Source organism: Aquincola tertiaricarbonis (genome assembly GCF_000969605.1).
Taxonomy (GTDB): domain Bacteria; phylum Pseudomonadota; class Gammaproteobacteria; order Burkholderiales; family Burkholderiaceae_C; genus Aquincola; species Aquincola tertiaricarbonis.
In genome coordinates, this window is the sequence record NZ_JZUE01000023.1 from 1 (window position 1) to 23,784 (window position 23,784).

The 23,784-nt window shown below is 73.4% G+C and carries 18 protein-coding genes and 1 pseudogene; 11 read left to right on the forward strand and 8 right to left on the reverse strand.

What is annotated here, in order from left to right; genetic code table 11:
- The 3 genes and pseudogenes from VO99_RS30940 to VO99_RS21650 form a co-directional block, all read left to right on the forward strand.
- Positions 1-715 (forward strand): annotated as a pseudogene (locus VO99_RS30940) (hypothetical protein); the annotation flags it as partial.
- On the forward strand, positions 712-3,264 hold the full coding sequence (locus VO99_RS21645) for a hybrid sensor histidine kinase/response regulator (RefSeq protein WP_052736531.1): 2,553 nt from the start codon (positions 712-714) through the stop codon (positions 3,262-3,264). The pseudogene VO99_RS30940 and the gene VO99_RS21645, both read left to right, overlap by 4 nt.
- Before the next feature lie 14 nt (positions 3,265-3,278).
- Positions 3,279-5,129 carry a putative bifunctional diguanylate cyclase/phosphodiesterase gene (locus tag VO99_RS21650; protein WP_052736532.1) on the forward strand — a complete coding sequence of 617 codons (1,851 nt, stop codon included), beginning with the start codon at positions 3,279-3,281 and terminating at the stop codon, positions 5,127-5,129.
- Here the strand turns inward: VO99_RS21650 and VO99_RS21655 are convergent.
- Entirely contained in the window at positions 5,107-5,961 is an 855-nt protein-coding gene (locus VO99_RS21655; protein ID WP_052736533.1) for an alpha/beta fold hydrolase, read from the reverse strand. The genes VO99_RS21650 and VO99_RS21655 overlap by 23 nt on opposite strands.
- Before the next feature lie 174 nt (positions 5,962-6,135).
- Here VO99_RS21655 and VO99_RS21660 point away from each other — a divergent pair, with 174 nt between their 5' ends.
- Positions 6,136-6,570, forward strand: a complete 435-nt coding sequence (locus VO99_RS21660; RefSeq protein WP_046115024.1) for a DoxX family protein — start codon at positions 6,136-6,138, stop codon at positions 6,568-6,570.
- Between the two features lie 122 nt (positions 6,571-6,692).
- On the forward strand, positions 6,693-7,733 hold the full coding sequence (locus tag VO99_RS21665) for an alpha/beta fold hydrolase (RefSeq protein WP_083440821.1): 1,041 nt from the start codon (positions 6,693-6,695) through the stop codon (positions 7,731-7,733).
- Between the two features lie 20 nt (positions 7,734-7,753).
- Here VO99_RS21665 and VO99_RS21670 read toward each other — a convergent pair whose 3' ends face one another.
- Complete coding sequence (locus tag VO99_RS21670) at positions 7,754-8,500, reverse strand: esterase/lipase family protein (protein ID WP_046115025.1); 747 nt, start codon at positions 8,498-8,500, stop codon at positions 7,754-7,756.
- Between the two features lie 196 nt (positions 8,501-8,696).
- Between VO99_RS21670 and VO99_RS21675 the strand changes: the two genes are divergently transcribed.
- Complete coding sequence (locus tag VO99_RS21675; RefSeq protein ID WP_046115026.1) at positions 8,697-9,827, forward strand: YsnF/AvaK domain-containing protein; 1,131 nt, start codon at positions 8,697-8,699, stop codon at positions 9,825-9,827.
- A gap of 28 nt (positions 9,828-9,855) precedes the next feature.
- Here VO99_RS21675 and VO99_RS21680 read toward each other — a convergent pair whose 3' ends face one another.
- A complete protein-coding gene (locus tag VO99_RS21680) occupies positions 9,856-10,062 on the reverse strand; it encodes a hypothetical protein (protein WP_198157011.1) in 207 nt (68 codons plus the stop codon).
- Between the two features lie 174 nt (positions 10,063-10,236).
- On the opposite strand from VO99_RS21680, the gene VO99_RS21685 reads away from it, so the two are divergent.
- Both VO99_RS21685 and VO99_RS21690 read left to right on the forward strand, forming a co-directional pair.
- Positions 10,237-11,559, forward strand: coding sequence for a cation:proton antiporter (locus VO99_RS21685; RefSeq protein ID WP_046115028.1), 1,323 nt, complete (start codon positions 10,237-10,239; stop codon positions 11,557-11,559).
- Positions 11,560-11,595: 36 nt separating this feature from the next.
- Positions 11,596-12,456, forward strand: coding sequence for a cyanophycinase (locus tag VO99_RS21690; RefSeq protein ID WP_198157012.1), 861 nt, complete (start codon positions 11,596-11,598; stop codon positions 12,454-12,456).
- A gap of 20 nt (positions 12,457-12,476) precedes the next feature.
- Here the strand turns inward: VO99_RS21690 and VO99_RS21695 are convergent, their stop codons facing one another.
- Genes VO99_RS21695 through VO99_RS21705 form a run of 3 tightly spaced genes read right to left on the reverse strand, consistent with a single transcriptional unit; the run spans position 12,477 to position 15,593 of the window.
- Positions 12,477-13,880, reverse strand: coding sequence for an amidohydrolase family protein (locus VO99_RS21695; RefSeq protein ID WP_046115029.1), 1,404 nt, complete (start codon positions 13,878-13,880; stop codon positions 12,477-12,479).
- The gene (locus VO99_RS21700) at positions 13,867-14,598 is read right to left on the reverse strand and encodes a sulfite exporter TauE/SafE family protein (RefSeq protein WP_052736537.1); all 732 of its coding nucleotides are present in this window, start codon (positions 14,596-14,598) and stop codon (positions 13,867-13,869) included. The genes VO99_RS21695 and VO99_RS21700 overlap by 14 nt, the downstream gene beginning before the upstream one ends.
- A gap of 2 nt (positions 14,599-14,600) precedes the next feature.
- Positions 14,601-15,593, reverse strand: coding sequence for a Bug family tripartite tricarboxylate transporter substrate binding protein (locus tag VO99_RS21705; protein WP_046115091.1), 993 nt, complete (start codon positions 15,591-15,593; stop codon positions 14,601-14,603).
- A gap of 81 nt (positions 15,594-15,674) precedes the next feature.
- Between VO99_RS21705 and VO99_RS21710 the strand changes: the two genes are divergently transcribed.
- The 3 genes from VO99_RS21710 (at position 15,675) to VO99_RS21720 (ending at position 20,567) form a co-directional block, all read left to right on the forward strand.
- Positions 15,675-16,481, forward strand: a complete 807-nt coding sequence (locus tag VO99_RS21710; protein WP_052736538.1) for a GntR family transcriptional regulator — start codon at positions 15,675-15,677, stop codon at positions 16,479-16,481.
- A gap of 82 nt (positions 16,482-16,563) precedes the next feature.
- Positions 16,564-18,978 carry a PAS domain-containing protein gene (locus tag VO99_RS21715; protein WP_198157013.1) on the forward strand — a complete coding sequence of 805 codons (2,415 nt, stop codon included), beginning with the start codon at positions 16,564-16,566 and terminating at the stop codon, positions 18,976-18,978.
- Between the two features lie 74 nt (positions 18,979-19,052).
- Entirely contained in the window at positions 19,053-20,567 is a 1,515-nt protein-coding gene (locus tag VO99_RS21720) for a protein adenylyltransferase SelO (protein ID WP_046115031.1), read from the forward strand.
- On the opposite strand, the gene VO99_RS21725 is transcribed toward VO99_RS21720, so the two are convergent.
- Both VO99_RS21725 and VO99_RS21730 read right to left on the reverse strand, forming a co-directional pair.
- Complete coding sequence (locus VO99_RS21725) at positions 20,552-22,543, reverse strand: hybrid sensor histidine kinase/response regulator (protein WP_198157014.1); 1,992 nt, start codon at positions 22,541-22,543, stop codon at positions 20,552-20,554. The genes VO99_RS21720 and VO99_RS21725 overlap by 16 nt on opposite strands.
- Before the next feature lie 96 nt (positions 22,544-22,639).
- Positions 22,640-23,770: an acyltransferase family protein gene (locus VO99_RS21730; RefSeq protein WP_046115032.1), complete on the reverse strand. Its 1,131-nt coding sequence runs from the start codon at positions 23,768-23,770 to the stop codon at positions 22,640-22,642.
- Positions 23,771-23,784: the final 14 nt, after the last annotated feature.

A 23,784-nucleotide genomic window follows, 5' to 3' on the forward strand; every position in this document is an offset into this window, starting at 1 on the left:
GGCGCCGGCCGAAGCCGCCGAGCCGGCCGCCGCCGCGGCACCGGGCGCGCCGGCCGAGGCTGGCGCCACCGTGTCCTCCGGCGGGCCGCAGGCCGAGGCCGAGCAGAGCCGCGCCGGCTTCACGCTGGACGCCGGCGGCGAGGGCGCCGCCGCCCGCCTGGCCGCACCCAGCTATGCGGTGAACGCGGATGCGCCGCGCCTGGCCGGACAGCGGCTGGGCAACGATGCGCTGGTGCAGTTCGCCCTGCTGTCCGAGGCCGCCGCCAACGACGTGGCCAGCAACGTGATCCCCTACGACCTGGGCTCCGCGCTGCGCGACCGCAGCCTGGTGGCCGCGATGGACCGCGCCCGCGACGAGGCCGAGCGCCAGGGCGGCTTTGCGCAGGACACGGTGGCCACCGGCACCGCGGTGTCGGCCGGCCTGTCGGTGGGCTACGTGCTGTGGCTGGCCCGCGGCGGTGCGCTGATGGCCAGCCTGATGTCCACCCTGCCGGCCTGGGCCATGGTCGATCCGCTGCCCGTGCTGTCGCAGATGAAGCAGAAGCGCCGCGGCGAAGAAGGCGCGGCCGACGACGACGAACCCGGAAGCGACGACCTGCTCGCCGACGGCGAGGCGCCGCCGCCCGCCGCCTCCGACGACCCTATCGAACGGCTGTTCAGCCGCGCCCGCCGCTTTGCCCGCGGCGCACCGGCCCCCCGCGTGGAATCCGAATGAAACGACTGTCCTCCCGCTTCCACCTGGCGCTGGGCCTGGCCTCCCTGGTGGTGAGCCTGCTGCTGGGCGCGCTGTGGCTGGGCCTGGTGCCCGACCGCGAGGCCGCGCTGCGCGCCGGCCGCGTCACGCTGGCCGAGACGCTGGCCATGGGCGTGACCACGCTGCTGTCGGAGCAGGCCGAGGAAGCCGAGGCGGATCCCCGCGTCAGCCGCCTGCTGGGCTTCGCGCTGCGGCGCAATCCGGCGCTGCTGTCCATCGGCCTGCGCCGCGACGACGGCACGCTGGCCCTGGCCGTGGGCCCGCACGAGGCCTGGCAGCCGCTGGCCGCCGGCGCCGCCACCGACACCCAGATCGAGGTGCCGATCGCCGAAGGCGCCCGCGCCTGGGGCCGCGCGGAGCTGCGCTTCGAGCCGTTGCGCTCGCCGCTGCTGCGCCGCGCCGGCGTGCCGCCGGCCTTCGCGCTGATCGGCGCGGTGGCGCTGGCCAGCTTCGTGCTCTTCTACTTCTACCTGCAGCGCATGCTGCGCCACCTGGACCCTTCCAGCGTGGTGCCCGGCCGCGTGCGCACTGCCTTCGACACCCTGGCCGAAGGCGTGGTGGTGGTCGATGCGCAGGGCCGCATCGTGCTGGCCAACCGCGCCTTCGCGGAGGTGATCGGTGGCCAGGCCTCCCAGCTGGTGGGCCAGCCGGCGGCGCAGCTGCCCTGGACCAACCAGGCCCAGGCCCGCATTCATGCCGACGAGATGCCTTGGGCGGCCGCGCTGGCCGATGCCCGCGCCCGCCACAACGTGCTGATGTACCTGGTGGATGCCCGCGGCCGGCGGCTGGCCTTCATGGTCAATTGCTCGCCGGTGCCCGGCGCGGGCGGCAAGCCGGCCGGCGTGCTGGTGAGCTTCGACGACGTGACCGAGCTGGAGGAGAAGGAGATCGAGCTGCGCATCGCGCGCGACGAGGCCGATGCCGCCAACCGCGCCAAGAGCGACTTCCTGGCCAACATGAGCCACGAGATCCGCACGCCGATGAACGCCATCCTCGGCTACACCGAGCTGCTGCGCCGCGGCTGGCAGCAGGGCACCACCGATGCGCAGCGCTGGCTGGAGATCATCCATGGCAGCGGCAGGCACCTGCTGGAGCTGATCAACGACATCCTCGACCTGTCCAAGGTGGAAGCCGGCCGGCTGGACGTGGAGCGCATCCCCTGCGCGGTGCACGGCGTGGTGGGCGACGTGGTGCGCGCCATGCAGGTCAAGGCACAGGAGAAGGGCGTGTGGCTGCAGGTGGCCTACCCCGAGCCGCTGCCCGCCAGCGTGCTCACCGACCCGGCGCGGCTGCGGCAGATCGTCACCAACCTGGTGGGCAACGGCCTGAAGTTCACCCAGCAGGGCGGCGTCACGCTCACGCTGCGGCTGCGGCGCGAGGCCGACCGCACGCTGGTGGCCATCGACATCGCCGACACCGGCATCGGCATCGCCACCGACAAGCTGGAATCCATCTTCGAGCCCTTCGTGCAGGCGGAGGCCTCCACCACGCGCAACTTCGGCGGCACCGGGCTGGGCCTGGCCATCAGCCGGCGCTTCGCGCGGGCGCTGGGCGGCGACGTGGTGGCCAGCAGCGTGCCGGGGCAGGGCAGCACCTTCCACGTCACGCTGGAAGCCGGCAGCGTGGAAGGCACGCCGATGCTCACGCCCGACCAGCTGGAAGCCGCGCAGGCCCAGCCCGCCACGGTGGACGACGCGGCCTGGAAGTTCCAGCCCGCGCAGGTGCTGGTGGTGGACGACGGCCCCGAGAACCGGCAGCTGGTGCGCCTGGTGCTGGAGGCCGCCGGCCTGCAGGTGGTGGAAGCCGCCGACGGCCAGCAGGCGCTGGACGTGCTGGCCGCGCAGCCGGTCGACCTGGTGCTGATGGATGTGCAGATGCCGGTGATGGACGGCTACACCGCCACCCGCACGCTGCGCCAGCGCGGCCTGCAGCTGCCGGTGCTGGCGCTCACGGCCAATGCGATGAAGGGCTTCGAGGCGCAGATCGCCGAGGCCGGCTTCACCGCCTACCTCACCAAGCCGGTGGACATCGACGGCATGCTGGCCGAGCTGGGCCGCCACCTGAAGGGCGAGCAGGTGCAGGCCGCGGCCCGGCCGGTCGGGCCGCTGGCAGTGGCGCAGCCGATGCCTGCAGCGGCCCCGGCCCTGCCGGCCGCAGCGCCCGCGGCACCGGCGGTGGCCGAGGAGCTGGCGCCCATCGAATCGCGGCTGGCCAACCATCCGCGGCTGCGCCGCGTGGTGCGCGGCTTCGCGCTGCAGCTGCCCGCCAAGCTGCAGCTGATGCGCAATGCGCTGAAGGCCGGCGACCTGCAGGAACTGGCGGCGCTGGCGCACTGGCTGAAGGGCGCGGGCGGCACCGTCGGCTTCGACGTGTTCTTCGAGCCCGCGCTGGCGCTGGAAGAGGCCGCGCGCGACGGCCGCGCCGCCGACCTGGCGGCGCAGCTCGACGGCATCGATGCCCTGGCGGCCCGGCTGGCCATCCCCGAGGACAACGCGGCCGTGACCGCCTGATGAAGGCCACCCCGATGAAACGACCCGACCCGCACGAGCTGATGCCGCTGGACGGCAGCATGTTCGGCGACCTGCCGCAGGCCGAAGCCGAGGGCCGCGAGCAGCAGGCCGCCGCCCACATGCTGGACGCCACCGTGATGATGGTGGACGACGATCCGATGATGACCGACGTCATCCAGACCTACCTGGAGGACGCGGGCTACCAGCACTTCGTCTCCATCAACGATCCGCTGCAGGCGCTGGACGCCGCGCGCAGCCACCTGCCCAGCCTGATCCTGCTCGACCTGATGATGCCCGGCATGTCGGGCTTCGAGGTGCTGGAGCAGTTGCGCAACGACGAGGCCCTGCGCTACATCCCGGTGATCGTGCTCACCGCGGCCAGCAATCCGGCCACCAAGCTCAAGGCGCTGGAGCTGGGCGCCACCGAGTTCCTGGCCAAGCCGGTGGACAGCAGCGAGCTGGTGCTGCGGGTGCGCAACAGCCTGGTGTTCAAGGTCTACCAGGACCGGCTGGCCAACGAGGATCCGCTGACCGGCCTGACCAACCGCCGCGTGTTCGTCGAGCGGCTGCAGCGCGCGCTCAAGCGGGCCCATGAAGGCCCGGGCGAGGAGGGCCGTGCCGCGCCGCCGATGCTGGCGATGATGCAGATCGGCCTGGACCGCTTCCGCCAGGTGAACGAGACGCTGGGCCACGGCGCCGGCGACCGCCTGCTGGCCGCGGTGGCGCGCCGCCTGCATGCCTGCAGCCGCCGCGAGGAAGCCGGCGGCGAGCCGCGCACGCTGCTGCCCATGCTCAGCCGGCTGGGCGGCGACGAGTTCGCGCTGCTGGTGCCCAGCATCGCCTCGCCCGCCGCGGCCGACCGCGTGGCGCGCCGGCTGCTCGGCGAGCTGGCCTTGCCCTTCGAGCTGGACGGCAAGGAGCTGTTCGTCACGGCCAGCATCGGCATCTCGGTGTTTCCGGAGGACGGGGACACGCACGAGCAGCTCATGGCCGCGGCCGGCAGCGCCTGCACCCATGCCAAGGACAGCGGGCGCAACAACTCGCAGTTCTATTCGGCGGCGCTGAACAACGTGTCGCTGGAGCGGCTGGCGCTGGAGACCGACCTGCACCGCGCCATCGGCCGCAACCAGCTGCTGCTGCATTACCAGCCCAAGGTGGACCTGCGCAGCGGCCGCGTCACCGGGGCCGAGGCGCTGCTGCGCTGGCAGCATCCGGTGCACGGCCTGGTGCCGCCCGACCGCTTCATCCCGCTGGCCGAGGAGATCGGCCTCATCGTGGAGATGGGCGAATGGGTGGCCTACCGCGCCTGCAGCCAGCTGGCCGAGTGGCGCGCCCGCGGGCTGGGCCACCTCAAGCTGGCCATCAACGTCTCGCGCCACGAGCTGGCCGCGGGCGGCCTGGTGAACACGCTGGCCACTGCCATGGCCTGCCACGGCGTGCAGCCCGGGCAGCTCACGGTGGAGCTGACCGAGAGCATGCTGATGGACCGCATGGAGGACACGCAGCGCCAGCTGAGGGCGCTGCGCGAGATGGGCGTGGAGCTGTCCATCGACGACTTCGGCACCGGCTATTCATCGTTCAACTACCTCAAGCGCTTCCCGGTGCATGAGCTGAAGATCGATCGCAGCTTCATCATGGGCATGCCCGAGGACACCACCGACAGCGCCATCGTCGGCGCCATCGTGGCGCTGGGCCACAGCCTGCGCATGCGGGTGGTGGCCGAAGGCGTGGAGACCGAGGGCCAGCGTGCGGTGCTGCAGGCCCTGGGCTGCGACAACTACCAGGGCTACCTGTGCAGCAAGCCGCTGCCGCCGGATGCCTTTGCGACGAGGGTGGGGGAGATCAACGGCGAGCGGCAGGGCTGAAGGGGCCGGCCAGATGCCCCCGTATCGCCTCGATGGTCAGCGCGGGATGGCTCAGCTGCGGGCAGTGCCCGTCGGCGTCCAGCTCCAGCAGGCGGCTGTCGGGCAGGCGCTGGTGCAGGTAGCTGGCCACCGCCCTGGGCACGATGCGGTCGCGCAGGCAATGCAGGACCAGGGCCGGCGTGTGCACCTGCGGCAGCAGCGCGCGATGGTCGCCATAGAACGCCAGGCGGGCGAAGCGGCCGGCGGAGCGCGCATCCAGCGTGCGCAGGGCCACCTCGAATTCGCGCGCCAGCGCCTGCGGTCCCTGCTCGCCCACCACCATCGGCGCCAGCATGCGGGCCCAGCCGAAATGGTCGCTGTGCATCAGGTCGAACAAGGCCCGCAGGTCGGCCGGCTGGAAGCCGCCGCTGTAGGCCGGCGGGTCGTCCAGGAATCGGGGTGAGGTGCTCACCAGCACCAGCCGGCTGAAGAGTGCCGGGCGCGCCAGGCTGGCCATCATCGCGATCACGCCACCCACCGAATGGCCCACCAGCATCACGCGCTGCAGGCCCAGGGCCTCCACCAGCGCGACGACGTCCTCGGCATAGGCTTCCAGCCGGTCGTGCCGCGGGCCGTAGGCCGTCATGTCCGACGAACCGCAGCCCAGGTGGTCGAACAGCACCACGCGGTGCGTGGCCTCGAAGGCCGGCGCGACGAAGCGCCACACCTTCTGGTCGGCCCCGAAGCCGTGGAGGAAGACGATCGCGTCGTCGCCGCGGCCGCCGATGTGCAGGTGGTGGCGCTGCGCCAGGGTGCGCAGCAGAGGAGGGTCGGTGAAGCTCGCGGATGTCACGTTGAACGGCGCGTGATCTGTGTGTGTGCGGTTTTATATCCGGCCCCCGGGCCGCCATCGGGCCACGGCGCAGCGCCTTGTGTGCAGCCTTGCGCAGCATCGGAGTGCGGGGCGCTGCGGGCTGGGCAGGCATGCTGGTTGCCGGGCCGGCCGCACACCTCCAAGGAGCATCCGATGGCCGACACCGCTTCCGCTGCCCTCCATGCCACGCGCCATGACGATGGCGGCAAGCTGCTGCTTCGGGTGGCAGTCGGGGTGCTGATGCTGCTGCACGGCCTGTTCAAGCTGGGCAACGGCATCGGCGGCATCACCGGCATGGTGCAGGGCGCGGGCCTGCCGCCGGTGCTGGCCTATGGCGTGTACGTGGGCGAGGTGCTGGCTCCGGTGCTGATGATCATCGGCCTGTGGACCCGGCCCGCCGCGCTGGTCGTGGCCATCAACATGGTGGTGGCCATCGCACTGGCGCACGGCAAGCAGCTGTTCTCGCTCACCCAGCAAGGCGGCTGGGCGCTGGAGCTGCAGGGGCTGTACCTGTTCGGCGCGCTGGCGGTGGCGCTGCTGGGCGCGGGCCGCTACAGCGTCGGCGGCCTGCACGGCCGCTTCAACTGACGCCCTGCTGGCCCGTCCTGCGTCCCGCCGGCTGACAGACTTCTCGGCTGCCTCCTACGGGCCCCGCGACCCGCGGGGCCCAGGATGCATGCCCGCCCTCAACGCCCTGCTGAAAGCTCCCCATGGACCTGCGCCCCTACGTTCCGACCCGACCTGCCGTGCGCCGTGCACTGCAGCCCCTGCAAAGGCGTGCCGGCGAAGTGCTGCGGCAGGCACCCCGGGTGTCCAACCGCACGCTGGTGGCCAGCGCCATCGGCCTGGTGGCCGGCGCGCTGGCGGTGTGGGTGGCCAACAAGGCCCGACAGGCCGAGCGCGACCATCCGCCCACCGGCCGCTTCATCGAGCTGGAAGGCGTTCGCCTGCATTACGTGGAGCGCGGCGAAGGCCCGCCGGTAGTGCTGATCCACGGCAACACCGTGACCTCGGCCGACTTCGAGGCCAGCGGCCTCATCGACACCCTGGCGCGCGACCACCGCGTGATCGCCTTCGACCGGCCGGGCTACGGCCACAGCACCCGTCCGCGCAACCGGCTGTGGACACCGTCGGCCCAGGCTTACCTGCTGTTCCGCGCGATGCAGCAACTGGGGCTGGAACGGCCGGTGGTGCTGGGGCATTCGATGGGCACGATGGTGGCGCTGGCCCTGGCGCTGGACCATCCCAGCGCGGTCGGCCGGCTGGTGCTGCTGAGCGGCTACCACTACCCTGAGCTGCGCGCCGATGCGCTGCTCACCGCGCCGGTGGCATTGCCGGTGGTGGGCGACGTGCTGCGCTACACCGTCACCGCCGCGGGCAGCCGCCTGATGCTGCAGCCGATGATGAAGGCGATGTTCGCGCCCTGCGAGCTGCCGCCCGGCTTCGAGCCGACGATCGTGCGCGAGATCATGGTGCGCCCGGTGCAGCTGCGGGCCAATGCCGAGGACGCCGCCTTCATGATGCCGGCCGCCCGCAGCCTGAGCGAGCGCTACCACGAGCTGGCGCGGGACCCGGCGCTGCCGGTGGCCATCCTGGCCGGGGCGGAGGACAAGGTGGTCGATCCCACGCTGCATTCCGAGCGGCTGCACCGCGACCTGCCGAACAGCCGGTACACCGTGGTGCATGGCGTGGGCCACATGGTCCACCACAACGCGGCGGCCGAGGTGCTGGCCGCCATCCGCGGCGACTGACGCCGCGCGGCCGGGGGCCTTCAGGCCGCCGGCTTGTAGCGCCGCCAGCGATCGGCCGGCTGGGCCAGCCGGTCCGTCAGCACCTGCAGCACCTCGCGGTTCCAGGCCAGCCCCATGTGGCTGCCTTCCACCTCGATGTCCTCGGTGCGCGGGCTGCGCCGGGTGTGGCGGCAGGTCTGCCAGGCCACCACGCCGTCGCTGCGGCTGTAGATGGAGGTGGTGGGCACCGGCAGCGGCCGCCGCAGCCGGGCGGCCCAGGCCTTGTCCAGCGCCGGCGCGCCGCAGCCGAACAGGCGCAGCAGCAGCCCCGCGTTGCTGTGGTCTGCATCCGCATTGAAGGGCGTGCCGATGGTGATGACCTGGCGCACGCCGGCCGGATGCAGGCGGGCGATCTCCCGCGCATAGATGCCGCCCAGGCTCCAGCCGATCAAGGTGGCCGGCTGCGCATGCGGCTGCAGGCGCTGCGCCATCTCGTCGGCCAGGCAGCGCAGCCATTCATCGGGATCGCCGCTCACGCCCAGGTTGCAGCCCCGGCCCCAGTCCAGCGCCGGATGGCCCAGCTTGCGGCAGTGTTCGCGCAACGGCCCGACGGCCGAGCCGTCCGCCCCCAGGCCGGGAAAGATCAGCACCGGATGGCCGTCGCCGGCCGCCAGCGGCGCCGTCTCGACCGAAGTGGTGACGTGGTGGGAGAACAGTTCGAATGCGGCGCGCAGCCCTTCCAGGCCGAACAAGGACAACGAGGGACGCAGATCAAGGGAAGCTTCCATGTGCAGCAGGGGACCGTGAGATCCGAGGGGCATTCGACGGCCCCAGGTTCCGCCTGCCGGCGCATGCACGCCAGGAGGCAGATGCCCGTGCGCTTGTAGGAAGCGTCCTGATTGCGCAGGCGCATGTCGCAGCCCCTGGAGCGGTATGTGCCTTGCCGCGTGGGGTGTCCCGCAATCCTGACCTGAGGAGCTCACGATGACCCGCACCGTAGTTGGCGTATTCGATCGTTACGACAGCGTGGAGAGCGCCGAGCGCGCCCTGCATGCCGCCGGATTCGGCGACAGCCAGATCCACATCACCGAACAGCCGAATGGCCGTGACAACGCCTCCGGCACGCAGGACGAAGGCATGCTCAGCGGCGTGCGCAACTTCTTCTCCGACATCTTTGGCGACAACGACAGCGACCGCGACGCCGCCCAGTACGCCCAGGCCATGCGCATGGGCTGGACGGTGGTCAAGGTGGATGCCGACGAGGACCGCGTGAGCGCGGCCGCACTGGCGCTGGAACAGGCCGGCGCCGTCGACATCGACGCCAAGGCCGAGGAATGGCGCGCCGACGGCTGGAACGAAGGCCTGGCCACGCCGGGCGCCGTGCACAACGAGCGCACCGCCGCCGAAGGCACGGTGGAGTACCCGCCCTCGGGCAGCGCCGGCCTCACCGGCCTGGCCAGCACGCCCGACACCACCGGCCGCGTGGCCACCACCGGCACCGAGCAGGTGATCCCGGTGGTGCGCGAGTCCATCGAGGTGGGCAAGCGCCAGGTGAGCACCGGCGGCGTGCGCGTGTATTCGCGCGTGGTGGAGACGCCGGTCAACGAGAGCGTGGAACTGCGCTCCGAGCATGCCGAGGTGCATCGTCGGCCGGTCGACCGGCCGGTGACCTCGGCCGATGTGGACGCTTTGGGCGACCGCACGATCGAGGTGCTGGAGACGGCCGAACGGGCCGTGGTGTCCAAGACCGCCCGCGTGGTGGAAGAGGTGAGCATCGGCAAGTCGGTGCAGAGCCATACCGAGCAGGTGCGCGACACCCTGCGCAGCACCGAGGTGGAGGTGGAGCACCTGCAGGGCGACGACACCGCCCTGGCCGGCGACGACCTGTACCGCCAGCACTTCCAGAGCCGCTACGGCGACACCGCGAGCTACGAGGACTATGCGCCGGCCTACCAGTACGGCGCCACGCTGCGCGACGACCCGCGTTATGCCGGCCGCGACTGGGAAAGCTTCGAGGCCGATGCCCGCACCGACTGGGAAGGCCGCCATCCCGGGAGTGGCTGGGAGCGCTTCAAGGAAGCCGTGCGCCACGCCTGGCAAGGCGCCAAGCGCTGACCGTGCGACGGGCGCTGCCCGCCCGCGCTCAGCGGGCGCGGCGGCGCACCGTCGGCGGTGCCACGCGGCGGTAGTCACGCCGCCACAGCCACGTCATCACCGCTGCCGCACCCAGCGCGGCAGCGCTCATTGCCGTCCAGGTGGACAGCCCCAGCACCAGCAGGCACAGCAGCGACGCCGCCGCGTACAGCAGGGGCAGGCTTTCATACAACTTGCTGGGCAACCAGGGGCACATGGACACGACTCGACAGGCGGGAACGGGCCGCGAGTGTGTGCGAATGTGTGCGACGCCCACACCCCGCACACCGGGTGGCGACAAGCCGGCCCGGTGCAGGCAGGGCGTTTGCCGCTTGCCTAGACAAGTGCGCACGGCCGCCGGCCTGCCGCACTTCCCGAAAAGGCGTCCCGCATGACCAAGGCCCAGTGGTTCCTGCTGCTAGGCAGCCTGCTGCTGCTGCGCGGGGTGAGCACCACCGCCCTGATGCGGCTGCCGGTCACCTCGGCCATCCTGTACCTGGGCGTGGGCCTGATGCTGGGCCCGGCCGGGCTGGGCCTGTTCAGCTTCGATCCGCTGGAGGAAGCGCCGCTGCTGGAAACCTTGACCGAGGTGGCGGTGCTGGTGTCGCTGTTTTCCGCCGGCGTCAAGATGCCGGTGCCCTGCACCCTGGCCCGCTGGCGGGCACCGCTGCTGCTGGCCACGGTGTCGATGGGGGTGAGCGTGGGCCTGGTGGCCGCGGTGGGCCACCTGCTGCTGGGGCTGCCGCTGGGCGCGGCGGTGCTGCTGGGCGCCATCATCGCGCCCACCGATCCGGTGCTGGCCACCGACGTGCAGCTGCGCCATCCCGGCGACACCGACAGCACCCGCTTCATGCTCACCTCCGAGGCCGGCATGAATGACGGCACCGCGTTCCCGTTCGTGATGCTGGGCATGGGCCTGCTGGGCCTGCACGAGCTGGGCGACCACGGCCTGCGCTGGGTGGCGGTGGACCTGTTGTGGGCCACCGCGGGCGGGGTGCTGATCGGCGTGCTGGGCGGCGCTGGCATGGCGCGGCTGGGCTGGTGGCTGCGGCGCGAGCCGCGTTCGCACGAGCTGCTGGACGACTTCCTCGGCCTGGGCCTGATCGCAGTGGTGTATGGCGTGAGCGTGATGCTGCATGCCTGGGGCTTCCTGGCGGTGTTCTTCGCGGCCGTGGCGCTGCGGCAGACCGAGTTGCGGCTGGCCAGCCGGATGGTCGGCGGCGCGGCCTGCAGCACCCCGGCGGACCGCCCTGCGCCCGACAGCCAGGAAGCGGACCGCCTGGCCTCGCAGGAGCCCGACCCCGACACCGCGCCCACGGTGAGCCATGGTGCGCTGATCTTCAAGGAACACCTGGAGCGGCTGTCCGAGCTGACGCTCATCCTGCTGCTGGGAGGCACGCTGGCTGCCAGCAACTGGACCTGGCCGGCGGTGGGCCTGGCGCTGTTCGTGTTCCTGGTGGCGCGGCCGGTGAGCGTGCTGGTGGGGCTGGCGGGCAGCGGCATGTCCTGGCGCTCGCGTTGGATGGCGGGCTGGTTCGGCGTGCGCGGCATCGGCTCGCTGTACTACCTGGTCTATGCCATCGTGCACGGGCTGCCGCGACCGCTGGCCGAGCAGGTGATGCAGTACACGCTGGTGGTGGTGGTGCTGTCCATCCTGCTGCACGGCACCAGCGTGAAGCCGCTGATCAGCCGCTTCTGGCGCAGCGGCCGCTGAAGGATGGGCATGAAGAAGGATTGGGAAGGATCGACGATGGATCGACGGCAATGGCTTGTATGGACAACTTCCTCGGTGGCGGGCGCGCCCGCCCTGGCGATGCCCGCGCGGCCGCCGTCAGCGGCCACCGGGCTGCCGCGGCCGGGCTCGCTCATGGTGATCGGCGGTGCCGAGGACCGGCGCGGCGACCGGCTGGTGCTGCGCCGCTTCGTCGAGCTGTGCCGCCAGCCGCAGCCGCGGGTGGTGGTGCTGCCGTCGGCCAGCGCCTTCCCGCAGATCGTGGCCGGCCGCTACGAGGCGGTGCTGAATGCGCTGGGCGTGCAGCGGGTGCTGGTGGTGCACCCGGAAACCCGCGAGGAGGCCGACGACCGGCTGCTGGCCGCGCAGGTGGCCACCGCCGACGGCATCCTGATGACCGGGGGCGACCAGGGCCGGCTGGCCGAGGCGGTGGGCGGCACTGCGCTGCAGCGCGCCATCCACCATGCCTATGAGCAGGGTGCCTGCGTGGCGGGCACCAGCGCCGGCGCGGCGGTGCTCTCGGGCCGCATGCTGCGCGCACGGGCGGTGGACGACGGCTTCGGCCTGCTGCCGCAGGTCATCATCGACCAGCACTTCACCGAGCGGCGCCGCCTGCCGCGTCTGCTGCGTGCGCTCAGCCAGCATCCCGACCACGTGGGCGTGGGCGTGGACGAGGACACCGCCCTGGTGCTGCGCCGCGGCCGCGGTGCCGAGGTGGTGGGCAGCGGCGGCGTGACCGTGGTGGACCCGCGGGCGGTGCAGGGCCCCATCGGCGAGCTGGCGCCCGAGGCGCTGATGCACCTGCCCGGCCTGCGGGTGTACCGGCTGCAGGCGGCCGCGCCGGTGGATCCGCAGGTGGCCTCGCTGCTGATGGGCTGAAGGCGCCCGCGCCGGGGCTGTCAGCCGCCGGCCTGCCGCCGGTGCTCGGCCGACACCGCATGCACCCGCTGGATGGGCGCGGCGGCCACTGCCTGCCGGGCCACGGCCTGCACCTCGGCCATCAGCGCGCGGGCGTCCCAGTCGGTGGGCCAGCCCTGCCACAGGCGCAGCCTGCCGGCCACCAGCACCGCCTCGATCTGGCCGCGGTGGGCCAGGCGCACCAGTTCCCAGCCCAGGTCCCAGGAGGGCATCAGCTCGGGCACCTGCATGTCCAGCAGCAGGCAGTCCGCGGCCAGGCCGATGGCGATGCGGCCGGTGTGCGCACCCAGGCCGCAGGCCTGCGCACCGCCGGCCGTGGCCATGCGCAGCCAGGTCCAGCCGGCGCCGCAGGACGAATCGCCGGTGGCCAGGCCGAAGGCCAGGCGCTGCGCGGTCTCGGCCGCGTCCATCAGCCGGAAGGCATCGCTGCGGGTGCCGTCGGTGCCCAGGCCCAGCGGGATGCCCAGCGCCTGCATCATCAGTGCCGGTGCCACCGCATTGCCCTTCCAGGCGCTGGCCACCGGGTTGTAGGCCACGGCGGTGCCGGTGTCGCGCAGCAGCAGCAGCTCGTCCGGCGTCACCAGCGTGGCATGGGCCACCAGCGTGTGCGGGCCCAGCGCGCCGGCACGCTGCATGTGGCCCAGCGGCCGCAGGCCGCGCTCCACCAGGCTGCGTTCCACCGAAGCCAGATGCTCGTTGGCATGCACCTGCAGCACCGCGCCGGCTTCGCGGCACAGCGCGGCGGCACGGCCCATGGTGCCGTCGGTGGCGGCCTCGGGCACCGACACTGCCAGCGAGCCATGCACCAGCGCATCACCGGCCCAGCGTGCCAGGTGGGCTTCGGCCTGGTGCAGGGTGTCGCGGCGCTGCGTGTCGTCGGCACCGGCGTCGTTGCACACGCGTGCCAGCACGCAGCGCAGCCCGGCCTCGTGCACCGCGGTGGCGATGGCCTGCAGCCCTTCGCGTGAACGGGTGCCCGCATCGGCCACGGTGGTGAAGCCGCCGCGCAGCGCCTCCAGCGCGGCCAGCTTGGCCGACAGGTACAGCGCGCGGCCGTCCAGGTGCTGCTCCAGCGGCACCCAGATGCGGCGGAAGATCTCCGACGGCTCGCCAAAGGCCAGCGACTTGCCGAAGGACTGGGTCAGGTGGTGGTGCGTGTCGATGAAGCCGGGCATCAGCAGCCGACCGGGCAGCGCCAGCGCAGGCAGGCCCGGGTGGCGGGCCTGCACCTCGGCCAGCGGGCCGATGTCGGTGAAGCGGCCGCCGTCGATCACGATGCCCTGGCCGGACACCGCCTCGTCGTCCAGCCAGGCCAGCTCGGGGGCCAGCAGCAGGCGCGGGCCGTTCAAGGCTTCGCGCAGGGGGGCATGCTCAGGTGCTTGCATAGACAACTCCGGTGGCGATCAGGGCCAGTGCAGTGAGGCGGCGCAGCCGCCGGGCGTCCACCCGGCGGGCCAGGCGGCGGCCGGCCCAGGCGCCCAGCAGCAGGGCGGCGCCCACGGCGGCGCCCAGGGTCCAGTCCAGCCGGCCGGCCAGCGCATGGGTGCCGGTGGCGGCCAGCGCGATGGGCAGCTGCACCGCCTGCGCCGCCAGCACGCTGGGCAGCGTGGGCAGGCCCAGCAGCATCAGCACCGGCAGCAGCAGCACCGGCCCGCCGGTGCCCGACAACGCCGAGCCGCAGCCCACCGCCGCGCCCACCAGCAACAGCGCGGCCGTACCGGGCAGTGCGCGCGGCGGTGGCTCGGCATGGCGCATGGCCCACAGCGTGTACAGGCCCGAGCCCACGGCCAGCACCGCCACCCACAGCCGCACCGCGGCGGGCGCCACCTGGTGCACCAGCAGCGCGCCCGACGCGGCGCCGGCCAGTGCCGCCACATGCAGCGGCCACCAGCGTGCCGCACCCTGGGCCAGTGCCGCGCCGCGCCAGCCCAGCAGGCCGGTGAGCAGGAAGCCGAAGCTGGAAGCCGCGATGGCCGCACCCACCGGCAGCCCGGCCACGCCGGTGAGCGCCGGCACCACCAGCACCCCGCCGATGGCGGTGGCGCCGATGGCGGCGCCGGCCAGCAGCACCAGCAGCGCGGTGGCCAGGGGTGCCAGCAGCATCGTCATTCGGCCTTGATGCCGGCCTTGGCCACCACCGCGCCCAGCGATGTGCGCTCGGCCTTCAGCGTGGCCGCGAAGGCGGCGGGGCCCTGCACCAGCGGCTTGAGTCCGGCTTCCAGCATGCGGCGCTGCAGATCGGCATCGGCCATGGCGGCGGCCACCTCGCGGGCGATGCGCTCCACCAGCGCGGCATCGGTCTGCGCGGGCGCGAAGAGGCCGTACCAGGACTCCACGTCCACGTTCTTCAGCGCCGGCGACTCGGCCAGCGCCGGCACCTCCGGCAGCGAGCCCCAGCGTTGGCGCGAGGTGACGCCATAGGCCTTCACCTTGCCGTCCTTGATGAAGGGCTGGGCCAGCGTCACCGGCATCACCGCCAGGTCGATCAGGCCCGACGCCAGCTCGGTGAGCACCTGCGGCCCCGAGCGGTAGGGCACGTGCATCAGCTGCACGCCGGCCTGCTGCTCGATCAGCGAGGCGGTGACGTGCATCGAGGTGCCCACGCCGTCGGTGCCGTAGCTCAGCTTGCCGGGCTGCTGGCGCGCCAGCTCCAGCATCTGCGTGGTGCCGGTGGCCGCCACCTGCGGGCTGCCCACCAGCACGAAGGGCGAGGTGGCCACCTGCGCGATGGGCGCCAGGTCGCGCAGCGATTCGTACTTCACCAGCCCGGGCGAGACCAGCGGCGCCACGTTGATCGGGCTGGCCACCGCGAACAGCAGGGTGTAGCCATCGGCCGGTGACCTCACCGCGCGCAGCGTGCCGATGGTGCCGGCCGCGCCGGCCACGTTCTCGATGACCACCGGCTGCTTCAGCCGCTCCGACACCTTCTGCAGCACCATGCGCGCGGCCGCGTCCACGCTGCCGCCGGCGGCGAAGGGCACGATGACGGTGACCGGCCGGCTAGGATAGGCCGCACCCTGCGCCCAGGCGGCGGGCAGGGCGGCGGCGGCCAGCAGGCCGGCGGCAACGAAGAGGCGGCGGAACGGTGAAGCAGACATGGCGGACTCCATCAGGCAGGCACCGGGACAGTGCCTGTAGTTAACTTGATATAACAAGTAATGACAAGTCGAGCAAACCCTGTGCCATCCCTTGCCCGCCCGCCACGCACCGGCCTGAAGCGCGCGGCCTCCGCCGCGCCCCGTGCCAGTGCGGATGCGGCGCCCGCGCTGCCCGCGGGTGCCGATCCGCTGCACCTGCGGCTGCGCAACCACCTGCGCGACGAGATCCTGCAGGGCCGCCTGGCGCCGCTGGCGCAGCTGCCGTCGGAGGCGGAGCTGATCGCGCGCTTCGAGGTCAGCCGCATCACCGTGCGGCATGCGCTGGCCGCGCTGCATGCCGAAGGGCTCATCACCAAGGTGCAGGGCAAGGGCAGCTTCGTGGCGCCGCCGCGCCTGAGCCCGCCGCAGGACCGGCTGCGCGGCCTGTCCGAATCCCTGGGCGACGCCGGCCACGAGGTGCAGGCGCGCCTGGTGGGCGGCGGCGAGGCCGCGGCCACGCCGGCGCTGGCGCGCCGCCTGGGCATGGCGGCCGGCACGCCGGTGGCCGAGCTGCTGAGCCTGCGCTACGTGGACCGCCAGCCGCTGTCGCTGAACCGGCTGCTGATGGCCGCGCCGCTGGCCGCGCGGCTGCGCAAGGCCGACATCGGCCGCCGCGACGTGGTGGCCATCTACGAGACCGATTTCGGCTTGCACGTGGGCCATGCCGAGGTGGAGATCAGCGCCACCGCCGCCGGCCGCCTGCAGCGCAAGCACCTGGGCCTGCCCGAGCAGGCCCCGGTGCTGCAGGTGGAGCGCCTGGTGCATGACGCTGCTGGCGCGCCGCTGCACCTCGAGACCAGCTGGTACCGGCCCGAGGGCTTCAGCTACAAGCTGCGGCTGGAGCGGTAGGTCTGCAGGCACAGCAACTGCCGCAGGTCCGGCGCCACCCGCTGCCGGCGGGTCGGCGACAGCTGAAAGGTGGGTGGGGGGCGTGAGCGGTGCAGGGATGACGGCGCACGGGCCGGCGGTGTGGCCGGGGGGTGGCGAGGGTGGCGCGCAGTTCGAGGCGCTGGCGCAGGCGCTGCCGCATCAGGTGTGGTCGGCGCTGCCCGATGGCGGACTGGACTGGTGCAACCAGCGGGTGTTCGACTATTGCGGTGCCAGCCTGGCCACGCTGCGGGCCCAGGGCTGGGCAGGCCTGGTGCATCCCGCCGACGTCGACGGTGCACGCGCCGGCTGGGACGCGGCGCTGGCCTCGGGCCAGGCCTACGAAGCCGAGTTCCGCGTGCGCCGCTTCGATGGCGAATACCGCTGGCACCTCAGCCGCGCCGCACCGCTGCACGGCGCCGATGGGCGCATTGCCCGCTGGATGGGCAGCAACACCGACATCCACGAGCGCCGCCTGGCCGAGGCCCGCAGCCTGCGCGACCGCGACCGCATCTGGACGCTGTCGCAGGAGCTGATGCTGGTATGCGACTACGAAGGCGTGATCGCCGCCGTCAATCCCGCCGCCACCCGCATGCTGGGCTGGCAGGAAGCCGAGATGCGCGGCCGTGCGCTCGCCCATTTCCTGCACCCCGACGACCTGGAGCGCACCGCCGCCGAGGTGTGCAAGCTGGCCGGTGGCGCCACCACGCTGGCCTTCGAGAACCGCTACCGCGCGCGCGAAGGCGGCTGGCGCCTGCTCAACTGGACGGCGGTGCCCGACGGCGGATTCATCCATGCGGTGGCGCGCGACGTCACCCGCGAGCGGGCGGCCGAGGAGGCACTGCGCCAGTCGCAGAAGATGGAAGCGGTGGGCCAGCTCACCGGCGGCGTGGCGCACGACTTCAACAACCTGCTGACCATCATCCGCACCTCCATCGACCTGATGCAGCGGCGCAGCCTCGCGCCGGCCCAGCACCAGCGCTGCATGGCCTCCATCGGCAATGCGGTGACCCGTGCGGCACGCCTGACCGGCCAGCTGCTGGCCTTTGCGCGGCGCCAGGCGCTGCAGCCGGTGGGCTTCGATGCCGCGGGCAACGTGCGCGCCATCGGCGACATGATCCAGACGCTGGTGGGCCAGCGCATCCAGGTGGCGCTGGACCTGCCCGACACGCCGTGCCCCATCCATGCCGACCCCAGCCAGTTCGACACCGCGCTGGTGAACATGGCGGTGAACGCCCGCGACGCGATGGACGGCGAGGGCCGGCTCACGCTCGGCGTGCGGCGGGTGCGCGGCATCCCTTCGATGCGGGCGCAGCCGGCGGTGCCCGGCGACTACGTGGCCGTGTGGCTGGCCGACACCGGCCAGGGCATCTCGCCCGAGCACCTGGACACCATCTTCGAGCCCTTCTTCACCACCAAGCCGGTGGGCCTGGGCACGGGGCTGGGGCTGTCGCAGGTGTTCGGCTTCGCCAAGCAGTCGCACGGCGAGATCCATGTGGACAGCCGCCCCGGCGAAGGCGCGCGCTTCACGCTGTACCTGCCGCAGCAGGCCGAGCCCGGCCGCGGCCTGCCGGTGGAAGAAGATACGGTGGAGCTGCCGCCCGAAGGCCCCGGCGGCTGCGTGCTGGTGGTGGAGGACAACGCCGAGGTGGCCGCCTCGGTGCAGCAGACGCTGGAGGCGCTGGGCTACTCCGCCGTGCTGGCGCGCAGCGCCCGCGCCGCGCTGGCCGAGCTGGCGCATGACGCCGGCCGCTTCACCGCGGTGTTCTCCGACGTGGTGATGGCCGGCATGGACGGCATCGAGCTGGGGCGCGAGATCCGCCGCCGCCATCCGGAGCTGCCCATCGTGCTGTCCAGCGGCTACAGCAAGGTGCTGGCCACCGACGCGTCGCACGGCTTCGAGTTGCTGCCCAAGCCCTATTCGGTGGACGCGCTGGCCCGGCTGCTGCATGCGGCCGCGGCCGAGCGCAGCCAGCGCCATGAACGCATACGCCAGGGCGAGCTGGATGCGCTGCGCATCCTGGACACCGGCGACGAGGTCGCCTACGACGAGCTGACCCGGCTGGCCGCCGGCTTCTTCGATGCGCCGGTGGCGCTCATCTCGCTGGTGGACCGCGACCGCCAGTGGTTCAAGAGCCGGGTGGGCCTGCAGGTGCGGCAGACGCCGCGCGAGGACGCCTTCTGCGCCCATGCCATCCGCCAGCCCGGCGAGGTGATGGTGGTGGCCGATGCACATGCCGACCCGCGCTTCCGCCACAACCGGCTGGTCACCGGCGACCCGCACATCCGCTTCTATGCCGGCGCGCCGCTGGTCACTGCCAGCGGCCATGCCGTGGGCACGCTGTGCGTCATCGACTACCAGGCCCGCACCGTCGACCCGGGCCAGCTGGAGAGGCTGCGCGAACTGGCCGCCCAGGTGATGCTGCGGCTGGAGCAGCGCCACGGCGAGGCCGAGGCGGACCCCGGCCCCGACGCCTGAGCCGGCCTGCGGATTGCCGGCACACTGGGCTGCCCCACCGTGCGGGGTCTTCCGCCGTCTTCGCCCCACCTGCCATGCCCCTCTTCCCGTTCGACAACAGCTACGCCCGCGACCTGCCCGGCTTCTACGTGCCCTGGAAGCCCGCCACCGTGCCGCAGCCGCGGCTGCTGTACCTCAACCTGCCGCTGGCCGACGAGCTGGGCCTGGACGGCGTGGCGCTGCAGGCCGAGGCCGCGGCGGTGTTCTCCGGCAACAGCGTGCCCGAGGGCGCGCAGCCCATCGCCCAGGCCTATGCCGGCCACCAGTTCGGCGGCTTCTCGCCACAGCTGGGCGATGGCCGCGCGCTGCTGCTGGGCGAGGTGATCGACCGCCAGGGCCGGCGCCGCGACATCGCATTCAAGGGCTCGGGCCGCACGCCGTTCTCCCGCGGCGGCGACGGCAAGGCCGCGGTGGGCCCGATGCTGCGCGAGGTGCTGGTGGGCGAGGCCATGCATGCGCTGGGCATCGCCACCACCCGCGCGCTGGCCGTGGCCGCCACCGGCGAGACGGTGATGCGCGAGCTGCCGCTGCCCGGCGCGGTGCTCACGCGGGTGGCGGCCAGCCACCTGCGGGTGGGCACCTTCCAGTTCTATGCCGCGCGGGGCGAGCTGGACCGGGTGCGGCAGCTGGTGGACTACGCCGTGCAGCGGCACGACCCCGCCTTGGCCGCCGCGCCCGACCGCGCGCTGGGGCTGCTGCGCGCGGTGGCCGCGCGCCAGGCCGGGCTGATCGCGCAATGGATGAACGTGGGCTTCATCCACGGGGTGATGAACACCGACAACATGACGCTGTCGGGCGAGACCATCGACTACGGCCCCTGCGCCTTCATGGAGGCCTATCACCCCGAGGCGGTGTTCAGCAGCATCGACCACGGCGGGCGTTATGCCTATGCCAACCAGCCGCACATCGCCCGCTGGAACCTGGCGCGGCTGGCGGAAACACTGCTGCCGCTGATGGCCGAGCTGCATGGCGAGGGCGATCCGGCGATGCAGCGCGCGGTCGACGAGGCGATGGCGGTGATCGACGGCTTTCCGGCGCTGTACGAGGCGCAGCTGCTGGCCGGCCAGCGGGCCAAGCTGGGCCTGGCCGCGGCGGGCAGCACGGACGACACCGCCGACGCCGCGCTGGCCGCCGACTGGCTGGCGCTGCTGCAGCAGCAGGCGGTGGACTTCACCCTGGGCTGGCGCCGGCTGGCCGACGCGGCGGCCGGCGACGACGCCGCGCTGCGGGCGCTGTTCGCCGAGCCGGCGGCGCTGCAGCCCTGGCTTGCGCGCTGGCGCGAGCGCTGCGCGCAGGACGCGGCCCGCGGCGGTCCGGACAGCGCAGGCCGCGCGCAGGCCATGCGGCGCGCCAGCCCGTGGCTGATACCGCGCAACCACCAGGTGGAGGCAGCGCTCACCGCCGCTTCCAACAACGACGACCCCGGGCCCTTCAACCGCCTGCTGCAGGCACTGCAGCGGCCCTTCGACGAGGACCCGGCGCTGGCCGACTACGCGCAGCCGGCGCCGGCCGAGGTGACCGCGGGCTACCAGACCTACTGCGGGACCTGAGGCGGCACGCCGGACGCCGCGGCCGCCGCCGGCAGCAGCGCCCCCAGGCTGCCGCGCAGGTCGTCCAGCAGCTGGGCCTTGGCCACCACCTCGGCCACGCCCGCGCGGCGCGCCTGCTGCAGCAGCGCCGCATCCACGCTGCCCGAGCAGATCACCACCGGCAGGCCGGGCCGGGTGCGCTGCAGGGCCTCGGCCAGCGCCATGCCGGACATGGCCGGCATGTCCAGGTCGGTGATCAGCAGGTCGATGGCCGCTGCGGCATCGCCCGCCAGCTGCAGCGCCTCGGCCGGGGAGCTGACGCAATGCGGCCGGCAGCCGGCGCGTGCCAGCAGCCGGCCCATCAGCATCAGCAGCACCTCGTCGTCGTCCACGTACACCACCAGCGGCCCCGCGGCTGGCTCGGCCGCGGGCGGCGGCGTGGCCGCGGCCGGTGCGGCCGGCACCGCCTCCTCGCACAGCGGCAGCCGCAGCGTGAAGCAGGTGCCCTGGCCGGGCGTGCTGTCCACCTCGATGCGGCCGCCATGCGCGCCCACGATGCCATGCACCACCGACAGGCCCAGCCCGGTGCCGCCGGCTGCGCCGCGGGTGGTGAAGAAGGGTTCGAACAGCCGCTGCTGCACTTGCGGGCTCATGCCCACGCCGTTGTCGGCCACCGAGAGCAGGGCGCAGCCGCTGGCCGCCTCGCTGTCCAGCCGCAGCGTGATGAGGCCGCCCGTGGCCGGCAGTGCCTGCCAGGCGTTGGTGCACAGGTTCATGAGCACCCGCTGCAGTTGCGACCGGTTGCCGCGCACGCACACCGGCTGGCCGCAAGCGTGCACGGCCAGGGTGGTGCCGGCGGGCAGGCTGGCGCGCACCAGACGGGCCGTCTCCTCCACCAGCGGGCCCAGCAGCAACGGTGCCAGCGGCGCCGGCTCGTCGCGGCTGAAGGCCAGGATGTCCTGCGTCAGCGCCCGCGCCCGGCGTGCCGCCAGCGCGGCCTGCTCCAGCCCGGCCGCCGCGGGGGAGCCGGCCGGCAGCTGCTCGCGCGCCAGGCTCAGGTGGCCCTGCATCGCCGCCACCAGGTTGCTGAAGTCGTGCGCGATGCCGGCGGCGAAGGTGCCCACGGCCTGCATCTTCTGCGCCTGCAGCAGCTGCGCCTCGTGGGCGGCATGCTCGGCCTCCCGCTGGCGCTGGGCGGTGATGTCCTGCACCACGCCCGTCATGCGCATCGACTGCCCGCTGCCGTCGCGCTGCGGCCTGCCGCGGGCCTGCAGCCAGTGCAGCGTGCCGTCGGGCCAGCGCACGCGGAAGTCCACCCGGTAGTCCTCCCCGGTGGCCAGCGCGGTGGCAATGGCCTGCTGCACCCGCGGCGCGTCTTCCTCGTGCAGCAGGCCGATGAAGCGGGCGAAGTCCACCGGCGCCTCGGGCGCCAGGCCGAACATCTGGCGCGCGGTGGCCGACCACTCCAGGTCCTCGGTGTGGATGGACCAGTCCCAGGTGCCCAGCTGGCCAGCGGCCAGCGCCAGCGACAGCCGCTCGCCGTCGCGTTGCAGCGCCGCCTGCTCCGCGCGCTGCGGGGTCACGTCCCGCAGCAGGCCCAGCAGGCGCGGCGCGTCGCCGTCGGCGCCCAGCCAGTGCGCATGCTCCTCCACTTCGCGCGGGTGGCCGTCGCCGCCCAGCAGCCGCCAGGCCTGGTGCAGCGGCTGGCGGAGCGCCAGCGCGGCCCGGCGGGCCGCCTCGCTGCGCCCGGCATCCTCCGGATGCACGCGGCCGGCCCAGGGCCAGGGGCCGGCCGATGCCGGCGGCACGGGCCCGCCCAGCCAGGCGGCCAGGTCGCCGCCGAAGCGCGGCCGGTCCGGCGCCGCGGGGTCGATCTCGTAGACCACCGCGCCAGGCGCCGGCAGGCGGGCGCTGGTGGCCGGCAGGCAGGCGCCGGGGGCGCTCCGGCCCAGGAAGGCGGCGTAGTCGTCGCCGGGGTGCTCAGTGGCTGGATCCACCATCGTGTGCCTTCGTTCTCGTGGCGCGGCTCGTTCAGCGGTTGCGTGGCAACCGGCGCGCCAGGGGCAGGGCGGCGGTGGGCCCCCAGCGCCGGCTCAGGTGCCGCCGGCCAGCCGGGCGCGTGGTGCGGGCGCCGGCTGCATCCAGCGCTGCACCGCGAGCGCAGCCAGCAGGCTCAGGGGCCAGCAGGCCAGCACCGCCGCAACATGCGCGCCAGGGTGGTCGGTCACGGCCACGGTGGTCTCGCACACCAGCACCAGCAGCGGGTAGTGCAGCAGGAAGAAGGCATAGCTGGCGCCCGACAGCCGGGGCAGCGCGGCCAGCATGCCGGCCGGCAGCCGCACCGGGCCGTGGCGCAGCGCGTCGTCCAGCCGGGCCAGCAGGCACAGCGCCACCGCGGTGGCGCCGGCCACCGCGATGCGGCTGCGCCAGTCCAGCAGCAGCGCCAGCCCGGCCAGCGCCGCCACCGCACAGGCTGCCGGTGCGGGCTGCCAGCCCAGGCCGCGCCGCAGCAGGCAAGCCAGCATGCCCAGGCCGTAGGCGCCCGCGAAGTACACGGCCCAGGCATCCAGCCCGGCATCGCGGTTCCAGTGCAGCAGCGAAGCCGCTGCCAGCCCGGCGGCCGCCAGGGTGAACGCCCGCAGCCGCGTGGCCGGTGCCAGCGGCAACGCCGCACAGCCCAGTGCCAGCAGCACCAGGCCGCCGTAGAGCTGCAGGTCGATGGCCACGTACCAGAAGCCGGCCGACAGGCCGTCGTGGCCCAGCAGGTCCTGCAGCAGCAGCAGGTTGGCCAGCGTGGCGGCAATGCTTGGGGTGGGCAGCGGCCGCTGCAGCGGGCCGGCGCTCAGCCAGGCCAGCACCGCCAGCATCGCCGCCGCGGCCAGCCAGTAGGTGGGCAGCAGCCGCCAGGCACGCTGGCGCACCAGGCGCCCGGCCTGCTGCGCCAACCCGCCCCGCGCGGCCGGCGCCGGCCCGCCCACGCGCGACAGCATCGACGCCGCGCCCAGGTAGCCGGCGATCACCAGGAACACCTGCACCGCCAGCCGGCCGTGCTCGGCCAGCCAGCCCAGCGGCCCGTCCAGCAACGGGCCCAGGTCGTCGGGCACCGGGCCGTACTGCACCAGGTGGTGGAACAGGATCAGGTGCGCGGCCAGCACCTTGGCCAGGTCGATGGCAGGGCTGGCAGGCGCATGCACGAGCGCGGCGGGCGGAAGGCGGGAGGACATGGAGCCAAGGGGCA

Bases quoted from the DNA above. Each gene is read 5' to 3' on its own strand.
- VO99_RS21645 (WP_052736531.1), top strand. From the start codon at position 712: ATGAAACGACTGTCCTCCCGCTTCCACCTGGCGCTGGGCCTGGCCTCC.
- VO99_RS21650 (WP_052736532.1), top strand. From the start codon at position 3,279: ATGAAACGACCCGACCCGCACGAGCTGATGCCGCTGGACGGCAGCATG.
- VO99_RS21660 (WP_046115024.1), top strand. From the start codon at position 6,136: ATGGCCGACACCGCTTCCGCTGCCCTCCATGCCACGCGCCATGACGAT.
- VO99_RS21665 (WP_083440821.1), top strand. From the start codon at position 6,693: ATGGACCTGCGCCCCTACGTTCCGACCCGACCTGCCGTGCGCCGTGCA.
- VO99_RS21670 (WP_046115025.1), bottom strand. From the start codon at position 8,500: ATGGAAGCTTCCCTTGATCTGCGTCCCTCGTTGTCCTTGTTCGGCCTG.
- VO99_RS21675 (WP_046115026.1), top strand. From the start codon at position 8,697: ATGACCCGCACCGTAGTTGGCGTATTCGATCGTTACGACAGCGTGGAG.
- VO99_RS21680 (WP_198157011.1), bottom strand. From the start codon at position 10,062: ATGTGCCCCTGGTTGCCCAGCAAGTTGTATGAAAGCCTGCCCCTGCTG.
- VO99_RS21685 (WP_046115028.1), top strand. From the start codon at position 10,237: ATGACCAAGGCCCAGTGGTTCCTGCTGCTAGGCAGCCTGCTGCTGCTG.
- VO99_RS21690 (WP_198157012.1), top strand. From the start codon at position 11,596: ATGGATCGACGGCAATGGCTTGTATGGACAACTTCCTCGGTGGCGGGC.
- VO99_RS21695 (WP_046115029.1), bottom strand. From the start codon at position 13,880: ATGCAAGCACCTGAGCATGCCCCCCTGCGCGAAGCCTTGAACGGCCCG.
- VO99_RS21700 (WP_052736537.1), bottom strand. From the start codon at position 14,598: ATGCTGCTGGCACCCCTGGCCACCGCGCTGCTGGTGCTGCTGGCCGGC.
- VO99_RS21705 (WP_046115091.1), bottom strand. From the start codon at position 15,593: ATGTCTGCTTCACCGTTCCGCCGCCTCTTCGTTGCCGCCGGCCTGCTG.
- VO99_RS21720 (WP_046115031.1), top strand. From the start codon at position 19,053: ATGCCCCTCTTCCCGTTCGACAACAGCTACGCCCGCGACCTGCCCGGC.
- VO99_RS21730 (WP_046115032.1), bottom strand. From the start codon at position 23,770: ATGTCCTCCCGCCTTCCGCCCGCCGCGCTCGTGCATGCGCCTGCCAGC.